The organism is Leptolyngbya sp. Heron Island J (assembly GCF_000482245.1).
Taxonomy (GTDB): Bacteria; Cyanobacteriota; Cyanobacteriia; order Phormidesmidales; family Phormidesmidaceae; genus Leptothoe.
In genome coordinates, this window is record NZ_AWNH01000023.1 from 1 (window position 1) to 18,601 (window position 18,601).

15 protein-coding genes are annotated in these 18,601 nt (G+C 47.4%); 9 read left to right on the forward strand and 6 right to left on the reverse strand.

The window, feature by feature from the left end; translation table 11 throughout:
• Window positions 1-467: 467 nt before the first annotated feature.
• Window positions 468-818, forward strand: coding sequence for a hypothetical protein (locus tag N836_RS47205; protein ID WP_023071676.1), 351 nt, complete (start codon window positions 468-470; stop codon window positions 816-818).
• 36 nt (window positions 819-854) lie between these two features.
• Here the strand turns inward: N836_RS47205 and N836_RS47210 are convergent, their stop codons facing one another.
• The 3 genes from N836_RS47210 to N836_RS47220 form a co-directional block, all read right to left on the reverse strand.
• Window positions 855-2,567: a TolC family protein gene (locus N836_RS47210; protein WP_161634944.1), complete on the reverse strand. Its 1,713-nt coding sequence runs from the start codon at window positions 2,565-2,567 to the stop codon at window positions 855-857.
• Window positions 2,568-2,879: 312 nt separating this feature from the next.
• Window positions 2,880-4,253: a TIGR03279 family radical SAM protein gene (locus tag N836_RS47215; RefSeq protein WP_023071678.1), complete on the reverse strand. Its 1,374-nt coding sequence runs from the start codon at window positions 4,251-4,253 to the stop codon at window positions 2,880-2,882.
• 78 nt (window positions 4,254-4,331) lie between these two features.
• On the reverse strand, window positions 4,332-5,237 hold the full coding sequence (locus N836_RS47220; protein WP_023071679.1) for an undecaprenyl-diphosphate phosphatase: 906 nt from the start codon (window positions 5,235-5,237) through the stop codon (window positions 4,332-4,334).
• Window positions 5,238-5,757: 520 nt separating this feature from the next.
• On the opposite strand from N836_RS47220, the gene N836_RS47225 reads away from it, so the two are divergent.
• From N836_RS47225 to nadB, 4 genes are all read left to right on the forward strand, one after another.
• Window positions 5,758-6,459 (forward strand): DUF3120 domain-containing protein, encoded by a 702-nt coding sequence (locus tag N836_RS47225; RefSeq protein ID WP_023071680.1) that lies wholly within the window; start codon window positions 5,758-5,760, stop codon window positions 6,457-6,459.
• Window positions 6,460-6,782: 323 nt separating this feature from the next.
• Window positions 6,783-7,784: an adenylate/guanylate cyclase domain-containing protein gene (locus tag N836_RS47230; RefSeq protein WP_235071053.1), complete on the forward strand. Its 1,002-nt coding sequence runs from the start codon at window positions 6,783-6,785 to the stop codon at window positions 7,782-7,784.
• A 130-nt stretch (window positions 7,785-7,914) separates the two neighbouring features.
• Window positions 7,915-8,331: a photosystem II complex extrinsic protein PsbU gene (gene psbU, locus N836_RS47235; protein ID WP_031292073.1), complete on the forward strand. Its 417-nt coding sequence runs from the start codon at window positions 7,915-7,917 to the stop codon at window positions 8,329-8,331.
• Window positions 8,332-8,502: 171 nt separating this feature from the next.
• On the forward strand, window positions 8,503-10,191 hold the full coding sequence (gene nadB, locus N836_RS47240; protein ID WP_023071683.1) for an L-aspartate oxidase: 1,689 nt from the start codon (window positions 8,503-8,505) through the stop codon (window positions 10,189-10,191).
• A gap of 44 nt (window positions 10,192-10,235) precedes the next feature.
• Here nadB and N836_RS47245 read toward each other — a convergent pair whose 3' ends face one another.
• Window positions 10,236-12,572 (reverse strand): NACHT domain-containing protein, encoded by a 2,337-nt coding sequence (locus tag N836_RS47245; RefSeq protein WP_023071684.1) that lies wholly within the window; start codon window positions 12,570-12,572, stop codon window positions 10,236-10,238.
• 370 nt (window positions 12,573-12,942) lie between these two features.
• Between N836_RS47245 and N836_RS47250 the strand changes: the two genes are divergently transcribed.
• The 3 genes from N836_RS47250 (at window position 12,943) to N836_RS47260 (ending at window position 14,350) form a co-directional block, all read left to right on the forward strand.
• Window positions 12,943-13,674 carry a hypothetical protein gene (locus N836_RS47250; RefSeq protein ID WP_152532089.1) on the forward strand — a complete coding sequence of 244 codons (732 nt, stop codon included), beginning with the start codon at window positions 12,943-12,945 and terminating at the stop codon, window positions 13,672-13,674.
• A gap of 135 nt (window positions 13,675-13,809) precedes the next feature.
• Complete coding sequence (locus N836_RS47255) at window positions 13,810-14,070, forward strand: NfeD family protein (RefSeq protein ID WP_023071686.1); 261 nt, start codon at window positions 13,810-13,812, stop codon at window positions 14,068-14,070.
• 13 nt (window positions 14,071-14,083) lie between these two features.
• The gene (locus N836_RS47260) at window positions 14,084-14,350 is read left to right on the forward strand and encodes a hypothetical protein (RefSeq protein ID WP_152532090.1); all 267 of its coding nucleotides are present in this window, start codon (window positions 14,084-14,086) and stop codon (window positions 14,348-14,350) included.
• A 73-nt stretch (window positions 14,351-14,423) separates the two neighbouring features.
• Here the strand turns inward: N836_RS47260 and N836_RS47265 are convergent, their stop codons facing one another.
• Together N836_RS47265 and N836_RS0137450 are read right to left on the reverse strand one after the other, a co-directional pair.
• Complete coding sequence (locus N836_RS47265) at window positions 14,424-16,481, reverse strand: thioredoxin domain-containing protein (protein WP_023071688.1); 2,058 nt, start codon at window positions 16,479-16,481, stop codon at window positions 14,424-14,426.
• Window positions 16,482-16,538: 57 nt separating this feature from the next.
• On the reverse strand, window positions 16,539-17,255 hold the full coding sequence (locus tag N836_RS0137450) for a hypothetical protein (RefSeq protein WP_023071689.1): 717 nt from the start codon (window positions 17,253-17,255) through the stop codon (window positions 16,539-16,541).
• A gap of 183 nt (window positions 17,256-17,438) precedes the next feature.
• Between N836_RS0137450 and N836_RS73025 the strand changes: the two genes are divergently transcribed.
• A complete protein-coding gene (locus N836_RS73025; protein ID WP_152532091.1) occupies window positions 17,439-18,554 on the forward strand; it encodes an S-layer homology domain-containing protein in 1,116 nt (371 codons plus the stop codon).
• The last annotated feature ends 47 nt before the right edge of the window (window positions 18,555-18,601 follow it).

The following is an 18,601-nucleotide window of genomic DNA, read 5'->3' on the forward strand; positions in this document are numbered from 1 at the left end:
TTTAACGCCTACATCCGGACAGAAAATAAACGGTTTTTACCAATAATTACTCGCCACGATGTTTAGGCCTCAAAAAATTGACAAAAAAAAGACCCCTAAGCCTCAAAAAAGCTCAGGAGTCAGACATCAGGGTGCATCTACCAGCTAACTGTCCACACTTTTAACGCCTACATCCGGACAGAAAATAAACGGTTTTTACCAATAATTACTCGCCACGATGTTCAGGCCTCAAAAAATAAAAAAAACTCCCAAGCCTCAGAAAGACTCAGGAGTTAAACATCAGGGTGCATCTACCAGATAACTGTCCACACCGTTATCGCTGGCTTCCGGAGAGAACCTAATAATCATCTCTAATTCCATCATTCCCAATACTTACCCGAAGAAACCATCAAGTTTTTAGAGACTGCGTGTAAAAACCAACATGACCGGAGATAATGCGATTAAACCTTTGACCTTACTCAGGATCTGTGAAATATTTTTTCTTGTCCGACGGCTGGACAACTGGCAGAGTATGGGAGTTTGGCGGTCTATGGAACGAAGTAGCCTGGCAGCGCAAACCAACCATTAAACGACTGGGGCTTTACATTGAAGAAGCCACAGAAAAATTATGGCTATACCAAGTCGAAGACGACGTCCTAATGGTCGAAGTATTGCCTGAAGGTGATACGGCTATCCCAATTGGCCAGGTTGTTCTCAAGCGCCTCATGACTGCTGACCAAGTGATTGAAAAGCTATGCAGCAGTAATTCAGCTCTGCCAGCACCTCCTCAAATTAGTACGGATAGCAAGCTGCCCGAACAAATTAATCAGCCCACCTAGGGTCCTAGGTGGGCTGATTTCAGTGCTGCCAGGAGTTTAGAGGGTCGAACGCAAATTACTAACAGCACGTTGTAACGAGGCCAAAGCCCGACTATACCCCAAAGCCGCACTCACCCAGTTACCTTCTGCCTGAGTGAGTTCAGACTGAGCGGTCAGCACATCTAGTTGGGTGCCAACGCCTGCATCCAGGCGTAAGTTAGCTAACTCTAAGGCGCGTACAGCTTGGGTAATGGCTGTTCTTGCGGTCCGCACATTTTCTTCATTGGACCGCATCGTAAAGTACGCTTCCTCCACTTCAAAGCGCACCAGATCTACCTGCTCAGAAAAATTTTCCTCTGCAATATCAGCATTGGCTTCTTGTTGTCGTGCCCTAGCGCGAGCAGCCCCGCCATCCACAAGCACCATATCAAACCGGGCCCCAAAGCTGTAGTTATCTGAAGAGTCGTCTAACAAATCGCTCCAGCTGTAGTTGGCAAACAGGCTTACTTGAGGGCCATTGGCGGCTAGAGCTGCCCTGGCTTGCTGAGTGCTGATCTCCCGTTGAGCTAACTGTTGCTCTAGTTCCACGCGCCCCTGGAATGCCAGTAGAACACTGTCTTCAAGTGTTAACTCCCAGCGCTCATAGGTTTCTTCCCAATTATCCGGAGCTGGTACAGGTGTGGCATTGACATTGACAGTGGATGGCAAATTGAGGAGACGCGCCAGGTTACGTCTTGCAATGCGCTGCTGAGACTGAGACTGAATTAGATCTTGCTGCGCATTTGCCAACTGGACATCAGCACGCAATACATCAAACGTAGTGCCTACCCCTGCTTCTTGACGCAGCACATTATCCCGTCTGTTACGTGCGGCTTCATCTACAAAGGCTTGGTTAATACGAATTTGTTCACCACTTTCCTGCAAATCGTAGTAAAGACTCGTGGTTTCGAGACGTAGTTCTTCACGCTGGCGATCAACTTCAAGTTCACTAAAACGAACTTGTTCCTCTGCGGCTCGCACTGTGGCAATGCGCTGCCCTGAAGTAAACAAATCGTAGTTTACCGAGACTGCTGCGTTCAGACTAGTATCAAGACCATCGTCACCAATCGTGCCAAAAGCGGTAGTTGTAGTATCGGTCTCTTGAGAAGTCACATCGGCTGACGTCGTTACTACAGGAGAAAATGCGGCACGAGCTTCTGACAATGCGGACTCAGCCTGCTCCAGACCTAACAATGCTACCTGTAGGTCTTGATTATTAAAGTAGGATAGCTCAATCGCTTCTTCCAGCGAGATTGTCCGTTCTTCCCCTTCTTGAAGGAAGATCTCCGACTCCAAGGTCGGTACAACCAGGGGATTTGGATCAGCTAGTAACTCGGTGGGAGGCCAATTGTTCTCATCTAATAAATCATCCTCGGCAGTAGATGCGGCTTGACCAGTGTCCGGCACGATTTCTCCAGTATCCAGCGCTGAGGGCTCGCTGTCGACATCGCTGGCAGGCCTCTCCGTTTCTTCAGAGCTTTCAGGTACAGACTCTGTTGCGTCCTCCTCTTCATCTGACGGCAGATTGGGAAGCTGGGATACCTGCGTTAGGGCTGACGGCCACAGGATGCCATTACTCAGCTGCCATTGAGTGTCGAAAGCTGAATCGGTTACACCTGCGATCGCGGTGGGTGACCATAGTATTTCTGGATCAGTGAGTATACGAGACGAAGTATCAAACAACACTTCCGCATCGTCAGGTGTTGCCGCCAGAACCTGGGTTGACATCATAGCCAACGTGCTATTTGAATCACCGATTAAAATCTTGGCAAATACTGGCAGAGGGAGAGCAGAGAGCAGACCTCCAAGTACAGCTATTCGGATCAAGAACGAGTGGTTGATGTATCCCATAGTGTTTACGTCAATATATAGCTGATAACCGTAGTAAATTTGCACACAAGCTCGGCATGGGATGGCTCAGCCAAATATACAAGCCGCCAACCCGCAGACCGTCCAATGATGAACCGTCTAATTATGAAAAGGTTCTCCAATCAAACACCCAGACAGACAAAAGTGAGTGTTGAAAGCTGACTAAGTCTGATGCTAAGCGCATTGCCAACCATTAATATCTGTCGCGACGCACGCCCTTAACAACCCTGCAATATCGTCCACTGGCCAAACCGGGCACTGAAGTTGATGCACAAGATCCGACAGGGCCATGTCGTCAAGAAAGAACGTATCCTCTGGCGTAGCATGCTGCCCCCGCTTCAGCATTAAAGACGGTAACAATATGCCATCCCCCAGATGTCGTTCTTTTAGTTTTCCTAAGATATCGTAACCCGTCAGCAGACCAGTAACCGTAATCGACTGCCCCCAATATTCGCTATTTAAGGCCGCCATCGTGACTGTCAGGCCGTCTACTTGATTCAGACGCTCAACAATTGGCTCAAATGCTTTTTCCACTGCATTTCCAACCACCCAGGTAAAATGCCTCGCCGGAGTTACCCGGTCGGGCAATGTCTGAGCTGCTGTCTCAAACTGCTTGAGAAATAGACGAATGGACCCTACACCATTGCCAATTTGAGGATAGGTTTCATAATGTGACTCCGGCGGTAGCGCTTGCCGAGCAATCAAGAACCACTCATCTGCTAGCCAGGCAAACGTAGACCCAACCGTTGCTTTGAATTCGGTCTGCAGCTGCTTGACCTGCTCAATAACTTCATTTGCCTTGGCTGTGCTCACCGGGACCAATTCATCTTCACCAGGGCGAAATTGTGTTAACCCCACTGGGACAACTGCCGCAGAAGCAACCGCCGGCGTATCCCCAATATGAAACTGGGCCAGATCCCGCAGCGTGTGCTCTAAATGAGATCCGTCATTGATACCAGGACACACAACCACTTGGGCATGAATTTGTAAACGATGCTCCTGAAACCATCGCAGCTGTTCTAGCAGCAATCCAGCCCGAGGGTTTTTCAGAAGACGCTGCCGCACCTCAGGCTCGGTAGCATGCACGGAGACATACAGAGGCGATAACCTGAGCCGAGCAATTCGCTCCCATTCGGCTGGAGGCAAGTTGGTCAGAGTGAGATAGCTGCCGTATAAAAAGCTCAGCCGATAATCATCGTCTTTCAAATAAAGCGTGTCACGCTTACCAGGGGGCTGTTGATCGATAAAGCAAAAAGGACAGCCGTTATTGCACTGAATCAGCCCGTCGAATAAAGCACTTTCAAATTCCAACCCCAAATCTTCGTCAAAATCTTTTTCGATTTCAACTGTGTGGACCTCCCCAGCCGAGTCCAAAACCTCCAGGGTTAGGTATTCATCCGAGCACAAAAAGCGATAGTCAATCAGGTCGCGGGGCTGCTCACCATTGATCGACACCAAACGATCGCCAGGATCAAAGCCAATGTCTTCAGCAATGGAGTCACTTACGACGCTGGTAATAATCGCCGGCTGGATAGACGCACTACGCATATACCATCGGACTAGACAATTACTCCATAATACTGAGAGAACCTGCCTATTGTGGCAATGCTTGCTAGCGAAAACGCTCTAAACGTTTTGGATAGTACTGGTGGCTATGCCAATCAAGATTGCCACACCAAATGCGAGGCGATACCAAACGAATACCCAAGTGCTGTGGCGTCTGAGAAATTTGATCAGCCATGCGATCGCAAGATATGACGAAATTACGGCCGCAATTAATCCACCAATTAGCGGCATCAAACTCGCATCTCCCACCATCGACATCTCCTCCAGCAGACCTTTAAGCTCCACCAGACCCGACAGCAAAATAGCGGGTGTTCCTAGTAGGAAGGAAAACCTGGCAGCCGTATCCCGTTCTAACCCCAAAAATAAGCCAGCTGTCAGCGTCGAACCTGAGCGAGATACCCCAGGAATTAGCGCGAGAGCTTGTCCCAAACCAACCCCAATGCCATCCCACAAATCAAGCTTTTCAAAATTGCGCTTACGTGACCCCATTTTCTCAGCCACACCTAAAAGCAGTGCCATCACAATAGACGTAATCGCAATCGCCTGAGTGCTACGAATTACCGAAGTCTCATATTGTGTTTCAAAAAATACCTTGATCAACAGTCCGCAAAACACAATCGGAATTGAGCCCAAAATAATACCCAACCCTAGACGAAACTCTGAAGACTGATAACGCTTGGCCAGTGCCGCTGTAATCGTATTTCGAGTCACTGTAGTTAAATCGTCCCAGAAGTACCATAAAATCGCCGCTAAACTGCCAAGCTGAATGACAGCCGTAAAGGCTACACCAGGGTCACCCCAGCCAAGCGCCACAGGAACAATTTTGACGTGCGCCGTACTACTAATGGGCAGAAACTCCGTCAGTCCCTGCACAATGCCAATCACAATGGCTTGAAATAAGTTAATTTGTGCTGCTGGGCTTGTGGGCACTTGGGCCAACAGCTCCAATGATTGGCAAACAGACATGAACAATGCTCCAAAGCTAGAACTTATCAACTGGGTCTAGCGCAGACCGCTCCTAAAGGACACGAAACATCCTTAACTACATCCGGACGACCGCGGCAAGCTTTTACCGATTCGCCAGATCAATTCTGAGAGTTCAGACTCAAGTAATCCCAATACGCCATTAATTCAGGTAGCCAATTGAGCACCCCCCTCGGCCAGCACTGACCAACAGCCCTATCATTAATGAGCTGAAAAATTATTAAGTAAAGGGATCAGGCCTCCCAAAAGTCTGATCACAAAAAAAATCTAAAATTTACTGAGAAACTAACTATTACCCGCTAATCTACGGCAGACAAAATAAGCTCAAATTAAAAATTCATATCAACGTTTCTTTCTAATCGAACACCCCCGCAATATTCATACACTGCAATATTATCTAGGTCGCCATTTATTCACCTCCGGTTCCTGAGCGACTTGAGTGACATGTTATGTTAACAATAATTAACCTCTCTCAGAATTCAATTGAATTCGTCAGGCTGCATTGCTATCCGAAACTTCGCCTCAAACCCGGCTCACTGAGCGGTTAAATTTAACGTCTGATCAGCCCTCGACTGATCGCTTACCTGCATTTCTAGCCGCTGCTTTTCTAGTTAGTGTGCCTGTCTTTATTCAGGCCCCCCTGGTGCGTCTACAGCCCTGGGTAAGTCTGTCGATGACTTTAGTTTGGCTAATTAGCGGTCTACGGATGTTGCGCCAACCAGCACTCAAACTTTGGGGAGATTTAGCCATTGGCTTCACCTGGACATGGTTGGCAGGCAGCATCTACTGGGGATGGCTCAGGGAAAATCCCTACATCCATTTGCCAGTGGAAGCCATTGGGCTACCCATTGTTCTGATCTTGATTGGTCAAGGCCGTTATAAGGTTGGTAGCTACTTTTATCTAGGCTCCTTATTTGGCACTGCCATTACCGATCTTTATTTTTACTGGGTTGATTTAATCCCCTACTGGCAAAAAGTCATGCAGGTAGAACCGCCAGACGTTGGCAGTGTGCTACAGGCTGCTCTATTGCAAATTGAGAACCCTGTGGCTATTGTACGGGCCCTGACACTACTCAGTGTGCTGGTGATGGTGGGTACTCTAGCCATCAAATCCCCTAAAACTCACTGGTGGGCATTTGCTGGAGCAGTACTGAGTACAATCTTGGTAGATGCCCTATTTTTGCTAGCTGCCATCCTAGCGTAAAAAATTCAATCATTAGGGAAGCATGGCCTTAAATACAATCCCGGACGAAAGAACCAGCGCTCTTGACAAATGTGAAAGATTATTCGAGGGTTAGGCATCTAGCATGCGGTTAGGAAAAATAACAGTCGAAGATATGGATAATGTATAAAGCTTTGACCATGGATTTTTAGGATCAGCAGTATGGTGTATGTAATGCACAATAAATAAGCACAAAGGCTATAGTGCAGTTAGGAGCAGTAGCGTTAAGGTATTGGACATAGGCTGACTCGAATTGTCGAGGTGTAGTGTTATTCCCTGAAAAGACCCCTAAAGTTGGACCCTACTTGGTCCTCAAGACAGACTCAGGTCAACGTCATTTATCGTTGATTGGCAATAGTTGTTGGACTATTGGCCGTAGCGATGATAATAACTTTGTTCTGCCCGATCGCTGGATTTCTCGAAACCACGCCATGCTTCAGTTCATGGAAAGTGGTGAATTTTACCTGATTGACTTGGGTAGCCGCAACGGTTCATTTGTGAACGGTCGTCGCGTTAGTGTGCCAGTTACCTTGCGCAATGGGGATGCCCTCACGTTTGGGCAGACCGAGCTACAGTTTTACTGTCCTGCCCCAGAGCCAGTCAGTAGCAGTAATTCTTCTATTAGTTCCCACGACTCTACAGCTACTGCCACCCTCCATGTGCGTCGTTTAATTTCAGTCATGGTGGTAGATATTCGCGACTTCACCGTCATGACGCGACAGATAGATGAAAAGATTCTGTCTGAAGTAATTGGCACCTGGTTCCGTCATGCGGGCAATATTATTGGCGAATATGGCAGCTGGGTTGATAAGTACATTGGCGACGCCGTCATGGCTGTTTGGATTCACGGCACCCAGGAAGTAGAAGCCGAGGAAATGTTAAAAATCAGCCGTGCCATTAGCGCCCTGAATGATATGACCCGGCAGCTCCACAAGCAGTTTCCGCTACCTTTCCCACTCCGAGTTGGGGCTGGTGTAAATACTGGGTATGCCGTTGTCGGTAACACAGGCACCGGCGATCGACCTGACTATACGGCTTTGGGGGATACAGTAAATGCAGCTTTTCGCTTTGAAAGCTCAACTAAGCAGCTGGGTTTAGATGTCGCCCTAGGTGCAGAAACCTATAAGTATTTGAGTAAGCTTGGAGCTAATGAGCAAACCTTTAAGCGGTATTCTGCGCTGTTGAAGGGCTATGACAAACCCTTAACTACTTACGCTTGCACGTTTTCAGACTTAGATCGGTTTTTACTGAGCTACGATCGAAAAGCCTCAGTTCCCGCCAAGCCCTCCCATGTACAGTCCTCATAGCCGAAGTTGGCTTTAGAGTTTTTGCGTAACGGTCCGCAAAGGATTATTAGCATTATTCAACATTGGCACAGTGAAAGTGATACTCTGCTCATTAATGCTGTGTATTAGATTTGATAAATCCGGCGGAGAGATGAAACGATTCTTTGGCCTATTAATGGCGCTTGGACTGATATTTGGCACGTTGGTGAGCGATGCTCAACCTGCAGTGGCAAGCTTGCTAAATAGCGGTACGTTACTGCTAGCAGAAGCGGAACTACCCCGCAACGCAATAGACGACAAGCTTGCCACAGAGTACGGTTACAAGCTTGATGTAAACAACACCAATGTTGCTGCGTTTAGAAAGTATCGGGGTCTATTTCCGACGATTGCAGGCAAAATCGTTCGGAATGCGCCCTATGAAAACTTGGAGGATATTTTAGACATTCCTGGGCTTAGTGACACTGAGAAATCACGCATTCAAGACAACATGGATGTATTCACCATCTCTCCACCTAACCCTGCACTGGTAGAAGGTGGCGACCGTTATAACAATGGTGCTTACAAGTAAGTATGTGTTCTCCTTAAGCCTGTTGATAGGAGTGCTGACGTCATAGCTAATTCTGCATCTAAGATACTGAAATTTGGCAAGTTTACCTGATTTCGGTTTCCAAGTACGCTCTTTATCTATCGTTGCTCTTGATAGAGTGGTTTAATCCCTCTGTCAGGAGCATTTTTATTGGTGCCTTCCTCTGCTTCCCCTGCTTCATTACCACCACAGGTTGATGTTTTGGTCGTCGGTGGTGGCGCGGCTGGTCTATATTCGGCCCTGTGTTTACCGCCAACACTTCAAGTAGGCTTAATTACTAAAGATACGCTGGCTGTATCGGCTAGCGACTGGGCTCAAGGGGGAATTGCTGCTGCGATCGCACCCGACGATGCACCTGAGCTCCACATCACGGATACCCTCAAAGCGGGAGTGGGGTTGTGCGATCGCCAAGCCGTAGAGGTACTTGTGCGCCAGGCAGGAGAATGCATCCAGAACCTGACCCAGATGGGAGTTGCCTTTGACCGCACAGGCAATCAGCTGGCCATGACTCTGGAGGCTGCCCATTCTCGGCGACGAGTTCTGCACGCCGCTGATACTACCGGACGGGCTGTAGTCACGACCTTGGCAGCCCAGGTGCTAGCACAAAAAAACATTCACGTCTTTGACCAAGCCCTGGCTCTAGATCTATGGCTGCATGGGGGGGAATGCTGTGGGATAAAGCTGGTTTATAACCACCAGCTCACTTGGGTCCAGGCAAAAACCATAGTATTGGCCACGGGAGGAGGCGGACAAATTTATTCACAAACCACCAATCCGGCGGCTAGCACTGGGGATGGTGTGGCTATGGCATGGCGGGCTGGAGCGACCTTACGAGATTTGGAATTTATGCAGTTTCATCCCACAGCCTTAACTAAGGAAGGCGCACCTCGTTTTCTCATTAGCGAAGCCGTTAGAGGTGAAGGGGCCCATTTAGTCGATAGCGATGGTCACCGGTTCGCCTTTGATTATCATCCCGATGGCGAGTTAGCACCTAGAGATGTGGTTAGTCGAGCTATTTTTAATCATCTCCAGAAAAACCCAGATGAATCGGTGGTATATCTAGATTTACGAGTAATTGATCCAGAACGGGTACGACATCGGTTTCCAAATATCATTCGCAAGTGTCAAAAATGGGCAGGCACTAACGTATTTGAAAGGCCCATTCCCGTTTCACCCGCTGCCCATTACTGGATGGGCGGCATTGTGACTGATCTGAGCAGTCAGACCACCATCCCTCGGCTCTATGCCGTTGGCGAAAATGCTAGCACCGGAGTGCATGGAGCAAACCGATTAGCCAGTAATTCTTTGTTGGAGTGTCTAGTATTTGGAGCCCAGCTCAAAACACTTAGCCCCATACCGCTAGAGAACCCACCCAATCAGAAAAATGAAAACAAGTTATTAGCTTCTCCAGTAGACATGGACCTGGATACTGACTGGCTTGGTCAGCATCGAACCGCCATTAGCCAGCTGGTCTGGCAAAGCGCTGGCATTTCCCGCGAAGCTAGTCAAATGAATACCGCTTTAGAGCAGTTAAAGCAATGGCAAACAGAATTTGATGCATTAGCGCTGACACGGACAATAGATGAAGTAAAAGAGCAGACAACCTATCAGCTACCGGATCAACTCACGTTAGCAAAACTCCGTCTTTGGACAGAGACCCGAAATTTGCTAGCAATTGCTAAATTAGTGCTCAAAAGCGCGCTATTTCGGACCGAGAGTCGTGGCGGTCACTATCGGAGTGACTATCCAGAAACCGATCCAAATTGGCAGGTACATACGCTTGTGCAAGATGAAACTTGTTTGCGATCGCATCCTATTCAGCCATATTTTCAACAACTTTAAGCTGGCTCCATAAAAACCAGACAACCCGGCGGTAACTTCGGGTATTACGCAGAAAAACGAGAAAATTCCATAGGATCCTCTGGCGGTAGCGTTGTTAGAAGTAGCATCGAATCCGCCAACTGCTTACGCTGCTGCTTATCCAAATGAGAACGATTCATACAAATCGACAACAGCTTGGTGACATCGTAATAAGCTCGTAGCTGTTTGGCCTGCTCCTGCGTCAGCTCAAAAATATTAGGAACCCCCAGCCCCTGCATAAAGATTGCCACTCGTTTAGCCCAAGCATTTCGTTTTTGCTGCCACCATTCATCAGCCGTAGTCAATTCAGCTTGCTCTTTTTTGATTTGTACTAACCAGCCTTCCAAAACCTCAGTCTTTTGAGGGTTGCTACTTAAAAAAGCCTTGAGTTTTTTAAACAACGAAATCAACTTTTTCAAAGACGGCTCTTTCTTTAGAAGACAGTGATAAGCCTTGTATAAATGCTCATGCCCTTCAAGCACCTGACCAGTAATCATGCTGGTGGCAAATTCAAAATCCGGCAAGTCAAAGTACGTGTACAAGTTACCTAAATTTGTCACCTGTCCAGTGTCCTGCAGTGCGTAGGCAAAATACCAGGCACGAATATAGGTCTGCAGATGAGAGCGCTCACTATTGACCGAATAAGCCGAAAATGTAGCTGTTCGATTGAGATTTTCCAAAAATTCTCGCAGTTTCACATCTTGGCTAATTTGCGAATCAATCGTTTGCTTGAACCCAAGAAAAAAGTTCCAAGATACCTCCTGGGGAATCAGCTCAGCAACTAGCCCAGTAACAAAATGCCAACGTGAATCATGTAGATGCTCATAGACATTTGTATAAGCCGATGTTTTGACTAGATGTGCAGCCGTAAAAAACTCTTGGTAAGTGAGGTGTGAAAATGCACAAAAGTCCTGTGACCAACGGACTAACAGGCCATTAGATTGCTCAATTCCTCGAAGAATAGTATCACCAGGTACCCCATCTCGATTAATGCCATGGACCTCACTAAAGTAGTCTTGAATAATTCGTTCGACATCCCGAGTTGCAAATAAGATTTGAGTTTTGAGATTGATGAAAAAGTAACTAGAAACTCGACAGAGAATGCTGTAAATATGATGGTCCTGCAGCTTGGGAATACTTGGAATATGAGTTTCTAAATCTGCTGTCGTGCGAGTTAATTTAGAAATCCCACTTTCAAATACAGCCCCCCGTCGCGTCGGAAAATCCCCCTCTATCTCAAAAACGATACACAACAGCTTGAGTAATACAGGACGACGGGCCAACTCTCGAATTCCCTGATATCGTTTTGACTGAAGCTTTTCGAGCATCAAGTTTGCCATTTCAGGCTGCTTGCCAGATTGAGCAAACCAGCGTCTGACAAATTCAGGGATATGCCGTCTAGGGCGCAGCGGAGCCAAAATCACTTTTTGAAAACCGCCAAAGTAAGGAAAGCTAATCGCTAACCGAGAGCTAAAAATGTAACGACATTTGTCGTAATCCCGCAGTAGCGACTCAATCATACTTTCAATGCGTGCCCGTTCAGAATTTAGCGTTTCGTCTAGACCATCAAATATGAAAACAGCTCTGCCAGATTCCAATATCCGTCGAGTTTCTCCTGTAGAAAACCCCCAGCGCTCAAACATTTCCTCAAAAAATGTCAGTAAGGTGCCTGCACAGTTTGTCGTTGTAAACTGACGAATTTCTAGAAATATTGGCACGTACTCTTGCAAGATGAGACCTTCACAACATTTCAGAGCAATCCACTGTAAATAGCTTGACTTCCCAGAGCCTGGTTCACCGTAAACAAAAATATTTCTGTGGTCGTCTAACACCTGACGACTCGTCGTCTTTTGCCCCCTGAGCAAGCGCACACCCAGACGATCAAAATCATCATCTCTGGAATCTTCCGATTCTAAAAGAGCCTGAGGATCACCCACTGGATACTCAGAAGGCAAAAACTCAACTTTAACTAAATCAGGTTCAATAAAATTATCTTGCACCCACTGCCGTTGGTGCTGTGAACTAGAGGTCAAATGACCATACTCAAACCTGAATTCAACCTTACTGCGAATCCGCTGAACCAACGTATCAATATCATTACTCTGCAGTAGATCTGATGTAATACAAGCGTCTTGCCAGAGCACATCAAAGCAGTCACAAATTGCCTTTACATTTCGAGAACGTCCTCGTCTGCCAGCCAAAATACGAGGCACTGTATCTCTGCTAATGTCAATCTCATAATCATTCAAGATTTCTTGACATAACCCAGCAATGTAAGCCTGTCCAAATCTTTCAATGGCACGTTCTTTAAACTTTTTACAGAAATCAGGGCGTAATGTAAGAAAAGCAGGGAGTGCACACATGGAGTCAGCCTGGTAGACGGTCCTATAGTGAAGGAATCCTGAAACTCTTTTCAGGGTTTGAAGAAAAACTCTTGTTTTCTTCCGCGTATGACACTTTCATCCGTATCTATGACGAATGACGTTTTTAGAATTCATCTCCTATCATGTACAAGGCAACTTTTATGTCTAAATGTGCTGGACACTTCAGTCTGAGTTTTTGTGTTAGCGCCAAACAACACAGTCAATCCGTGAAGTAGTAGCTATGCAACTTATATTTCTGCAGGCTATCTGCTTATACGATGGTGCAAGTTCGAAAATGCATCCAGGCTAACGGTTGTACAGAACTAGAGCGAACCCAATGTCAATCGAATGGTCCTTGGTGCGTCGAGCAATGCTCACACAAGATAACCTCTTCCCTGAAAATCCGGCTGCGAATTGCATGAGTGCGTCTGTCCCTAGCGAACAGATTGGCGTAGCAGTGCGCTGTATTAAAGCTTTTTACCAAGGGCTAAAGTGGGCAGATCGGTCTGGGATTCATGGAGGATATGTTGGTAATCGTAACTTTAGGCGTGTCTTTTTAATGGAGGACAGCCATGTCTTAGGCGTTTTTGACAATCGCAACTCCAGCAGCAGTAGCAAAACTTTAGAGTCATCGAATCCATCAAACATAGAAGAATTTGTTCGATGCTATCAGCAAGGCAGGGGAAATATTAAAACGTTCATAGTGTTGGAAAAAGATAACCAGCGCTTAGCTAATAGCGAAGCAGTAGGCCATCAGTCTAAATTTCTTATTGACGTTGTCTATCCATCAATAGAAGGGATTCGAGCTAAACTCTCAGGTGATGAGCATGGTCGTCACTGGCAAAAGGTATTATCCGAGGCGAAATACGTTGCACGTTCTACAGATCCATATGCAGAGAGCATTCTGCATATGGATCTGCTATCTGATATTTACCATAACCCAAAGAAGGTCGATCAGCAGTTAGCGGCGCACTCCCCTCTCAGGCTCTTCTACATGTGGAACTCTCCCCTGAATATAGAATTTGGCTCCGGCAATACGACTTCGAGCCAGCTCATCCCTTGGGAAATCGAAAACTATCGAAGATTACCCAACACGCTTTAATTCTCAAGACACAGGTAGAGAATTTGGATTGTAAAGAATCATAAAATCTAGAACTGCAGCACCCGCATAAGCACCCGCACATCCATTTGCGGGCTCTATCTTGAAGCCATGCCACTTTTCTGGAGGGCTTACACTATGTTTGCTAAACACTATGCCTTATTTCGCTCCAATCATCTTGCTCCAGCACCTATTTACCTCCCTTGGTTAGATGATGAACAGTCAGAACACGAGGCTGTTATTGAGGATGTATTGGAGCCAGGTAAGGAATGGCGAGTTCGTTACAAAGCTAGTTTTTGGAAAGCTTGCTCTACTAAAACACACATCCAGTTTCAACCTAAAGATGTCGTCCAAGTAATCGGACGACAAAATTTAACACTTGTTATCCAAGCACTCTAAAGGAGAGCCTGCGATGAAACGTGCAACAACACATCAGGGGAAACATGAATCAATGTCTGAATTATCAAAATATCGACATTCAGAAGAGTTTTCTTCCATGCACGAATGTCCCAAATGCGGCAAGCATACCTTATTGCAGATGAGCACCAAATTCAAATGTATCTGGTGCGACTTCTATCGTGATTTAGCCCAGCCTAACAAGGTAAAACCACCTGGTTTTTCTAGCGGTGACTTTATCTTTTTTGTGATTGTTGCAATCGTTCTCTTGATGATTTTTTAAGCCATCAAACAGCCTTTGAATTCGACTCTAGTTATACTCTTGTCCTAAGTTCATTAACTGAGGCTGTTTTGGTTTAGCGATTTCTGCGCTGACTAGTTTCTATCTGCTCAAGAATTTGGTCATAGGTGGTTGCAGTCTCTTTACAAGTTAACCCCTGACAGACTAAGCCCTCTGCATCATCTGGCAAATCGGAGTCAACAGATAGAACCACGGTAGGTAGGTATTGTCGTGATAGCTTAACTATGTTCTGGGCAGTAGTGCGTACCAGGGTTTGATGACGATACCAATCCAGGGATTGAAACAATGTTGGGCAGGCTCGGGTAGCTTGATCCATGACAACACTAAAAGACTGCAAGGTCTTTTCAGTCCGATCTAGATAGGTCAACTCTTTAGTAAGTAAAAATAGCCGTATTAGATTGTTAATAGCGACACCATTTGCCGCCGGGGTGGCATTATCTTGATAGCTGCGCTCTCGCACCAGTAAACTCTCACTGGCATCGCTAGCGGTGTTGTAATATCCGCTGGCGGCATCGCTCCACAACCATTGGTCAAATTCGGACTGAATATTTTTAGCGTGGGCTAACCAGTCTGCGGCGGCTCTCTCTGCAAAAGCTAGGCTGGCCTGCTGAATATCCAGCAAGGCCTTGATAAACAAGGCATAGTCTTCAGATTGGGCTAATACGGCTGGGGTACCATCGTAGTTGAGCCGATGAAAACGTCCATTTATCCACTGATTTTGCAAAATAAACTGTGCTGCGGCAATGGCTAAGTCCAAATAGTCAGACTGATGCAAAACAGCTGCCGCACGAGCCAACCCAGAAATCATCAGGCTATTCCAGGCGACAATCATTTTGGTGTCGGTCACTGGAGGAATGCGACCTGGCCAGGCAGTGGTTTTAGCAGCCTCAGCATCAATAGCGGGTGTAAATGTCTCTACGTCAGCCTGACCGTAGCGAACAGCAAACAGCTTTTTCAGAGCAGCTTCTGTCTCAGGGTGGAGCGGTCCAGATTGCTGCCGCTGCAGCACAACAGTCCCTTCAAAGTTGCCCTCAGCTGAGATAAAAAAGTCAGCACTCAGATCAGCAAATTCTGCATCGGTTAAAAGATCTCGTAACTCAGCCTCACGCCAGATGTAAAAGGCACCTTCTTCTGGTTCAGCATCTGCGGGTGTGACAAAGCTATCGGCATCTTGAGCAGCATAGAAATAGCCCGCCCACATTTCTCGCTTGAGCCATTGCACAGTGCCCGCAATCGCTCTCTCAAAGGCTGGTTCCTGATGCCCCTGACTCCATAGCTCGGCCAGGTACTCCATGATCAGCCCATTATCGTAGAGCATTTTCTCAAAGTGGGGGACGGTCCAAGTGGGATCGACAGTGTAGCGATGAAACCCGCCTGCCACATGGTCGTAGATGCCTCCCAAAGCCATATCTAGCCCCCGACGCAGACAAATTTGCTGAGGGTTGAGTTCATCGGTTGATTCGACCAGACGCACAGACCGCAGAGCAGTGAGGCCATAGGGAATCATCGGAAAACTGGTGCCTTGGCCCGACGGTACTAGGATCTTGGCACTAGCAATTAGTCCACGCAGCAGCAACTCGGTACTGAGGTTATCGTCTGCAGGCAGTAGCGTCGATTGTTGTAAGGTTTCTAAAATTTGGGATTTGACTGCGCCCACCTTTGGCTTATCTGTATCGTAGAGGCTGCGCAGGATCTGCAGCAGTTGTAGAAAACCGGGGCGGCCGTAACGGGGCTCGACGGGAAAGTAGGTGCCTCCATAAAACGGCACTAAATCGTCGGGGGATAAAAAAATATTGAGTGGCCAACCGCCTTGTCCCACCAGCATCTGCAGTGCTTGCATGTAAATGCTATCAAGGTCGGGGCGTTCTTCGCGATCAACTTTGATGGGTAGAAAGTTGGCATTGAGGTAGGTTGCGATCGCACTATCCGAAAACGCCTCCCCTTCCATCACGGTGCACCAGTGGCAGCTAGAGTAGCCCACCGATAGAAAAATCGGTTTATCCTCACGCCGCGCCTTTACTAAGGCTTCATCACACCAAGGCCACCAATCAATAGGATTCTCAGCATGTTTGCGAAGATAAAGACTTGGACTTTGGGCAAGCCGATTCACCATGACTCAACGAGGTAAGGACTAACCCCATGAGTGTATCAAGGTTAGACCAGGCAGCAGTTAAGAACAGCCTTCCACCCAGGTCACTGCAGGGAACTGACCAGTTCGAAACTGAGTAACCTGCCCCTCCTTATCCGTTTCGAAGACCAGGGTATACAAATTACTGCCAGCCGCATCGGGAGTCAGGGTTAGATAGCTACCTTCGGTGTAGGGATGGGGCGTGACATCAACTTGTCCATCATAAGCAGTCTTAACGTCTTCAACCGTAGCACCGATGCCAAGGCCACTCAGGGTTTTAACCGGACTATCGGACCAAATATCAATACGAATCACCTGATCGTTGACAACCATTAGACCCACGCCATCAATCGAAGCCGTACGTGCCGCCTTTTCAGGATCAAAGACCTCTGGCAAATAATACTGACAAACCGCTGACTGGGTCATGGGCGCAACCACAAAACTTACCTGGGCCGCATTAGCCGCTTCCTGAATCGTCATCCCTAATCGGATCGGGCCTAAACCGCCAACAGAGACAGCTTCTTTCTCCAATGGGTAGACCACATCTAAATGATCGTGTAATTGGCTCACCAGCGCATCAATGGCCGTGGCTCTGGCCATGATGTGCGTTACTAGAGCAGAAACAGGACGCAGTGGCAGCTTAGCCGCCATCATTGCACAACCACTTAAACCCAAAAGGGGTAAAGCCGCCAACAACAGGGAGCGCATTGAGCGAGCCAGGACAGGTCTTTGTTGAGACTTTTTAAATCGCGAAATCATCAGTCAAAAAAGCAGCAGTCCGGTATGGGCTTACTGTCAAGAAATAAACACTTACGTAAGAGCTTAATAGAAAGAATAATTTAGAAATGTAAGTAATAACGCTTAAATGTATTCTTTTCTGCCTTATCTTTATATGAGAAATATGTTTTGATTAATCATCTGCAAGGTTTTAGGGAGTCTGCTGTGTCTCAAATTCCATCTGACCAGGGCACCAGTGATAATCGTCGTCGCTCAGTTACTTACGATGAGCTGATCGCAATGTTTGTAGCATTTTTAACCTTGGGAAGCGTTTTATTCTGGGGTTTAACTCGGTCAGGGGTCAACTTATTTGGCAATGCAGGCCTATTTAATCTAGACGATGCTGCTCCTCTAGTAGAGGATTTGGATAGCAACAGCCAGTTGAATGCAGCTGATGAAGGGCTAGCCGACGATGAAGAGGCCGAGCCAGATGATGTGCTTGGGTTTGGCACAGCCGAGCTCATCGGGGAAGCAGGCGCTGACGATATCCTTGAAGAGATAACTGAGTCTTTGGAAGCGGTCACCGAGATGACTCCTCCCAATACTCCTACTCAGCCAGCGATGATCCCTGGCTCAGATGCGGTTACCTCCCCATTGCCTCGACAGGCTGCTCAACCGGCAGCGCCAGAACCAACGGATGACGCAACTGCTCCGATTTCCGCACTTCCTTTGGAACCCAGCCGTGAGGCGCTTGAGTTTAATGATGTGCCAGATGATTATTGGGCTAAGTCCTACATTGATGCCCTGAGTGAGCGGCTGGTGATCGATGGGATCTCAGAAGGTACTTTTGCCCCTGAAGAACCAGTGACACGGGCTCAGTTGGCCAGTGCGATTGCCCAAGCATTTCCGTTGGGTGATGAGCAAGATGCGATCGCATTTTCTGACATTGAAACGGACTATTGGGCTACAGAGGCTATCGATAAAGCCGTTAAAGGTGGCTTTATGAGTGGTTTTCCTAATGAGCGCTTTCAACCCAACCTGCCAGTACCCCGCGCTCAGGTGCTCACAGCCCTAGTCACAGGCCTCAATGCCGACGACACCCCTGAAAATGTCCAGGCTATCTTGGAGCGCTATGATGACGCCGCTGAAATTCCTGAGTGGGCCATTGGCAAAATGGCGGCGGCAACCCAGTCAAATATCGTAGTCAACCATCCTGATTTGGCTGCCCTCAACCCAAATCAACCAGCTACACGGGCGGAGGTAGCCGCCATGATCTATCAGACGTTGGCCGCCCAAGGGCGAGTGGAAACAATCGATGGAGTGTACGTAGTTGAGCCATAACGATGGACGGCTTCATTATTGGAGCAGTATGACTATGTCACCCTATC

Coding starts and splice junctions, on each gene's coding strand:
- N836_RS47265 (WP_023071688.1), bottom strand. CDS start 16,481: ATGGTGAATCGGCTTGCCCAAAGTCCAAGTCTTTATCTTCGCAAACAT.
- N836_RS47250 (WP_152532089.1), top strand. CDS start 12,943: ATGCTCACACAAGATAACCTCTTCCCTGAAAATCCGGCTGCGAATTGC.
- N836_RS47210 (WP_161634944.1), bottom strand. CDS start 2,567: ATGATGTCAACCCAGGTTCTGGCGGCAACACCTGACGATGCGGAAGTG.
- N836_RS47220 (WP_023071679.1), bottom strand. CDS start 5,237: ATGTCTGTTTGCCAATCATTGGAGCTGTTGGCCCAAGTGCCCACAAGC.
- psbU (WP_031292073.1), top strand. CDS start 7,915: ATGAAACGATTCTTTGGCCTATTAATGGCGCTTGGACTGATATTTGGC.
- N836_RS47255 (WP_023071686.1), top strand. CDS start 13,810: ATGTTTGCTAAACACTATGCCTTATTTCGCTCCAATCATCTTGCTCCA.
- N836_RS47215 (WP_023071678.1), bottom strand. CDS start 4,253: ATGCGTAGTGCGTCTATCCAGCCGGCGATTATTACCAGCGTCGTAAGT.
- N836_RS47245 (WP_023071684.1), bottom strand. CDS start 12,572: ATGTGTGCACTCCCTGCTTTTCTTACATTACGCCCTGATTTCTGTAAA.
- N836_RS0137450 (WP_023071689.1), bottom strand. CDS start 17,255: ATGATTTCGCGATTTAAAAAGTCTCAACAAAGACCTGTCCTGGCTCGC.
- N836_RS47260 (WP_152532090.1), top strand. CDS start 14,084: ATGAAACGTGCAACAACACATCAGGGGAAACATGAATCAATGTCTGAA.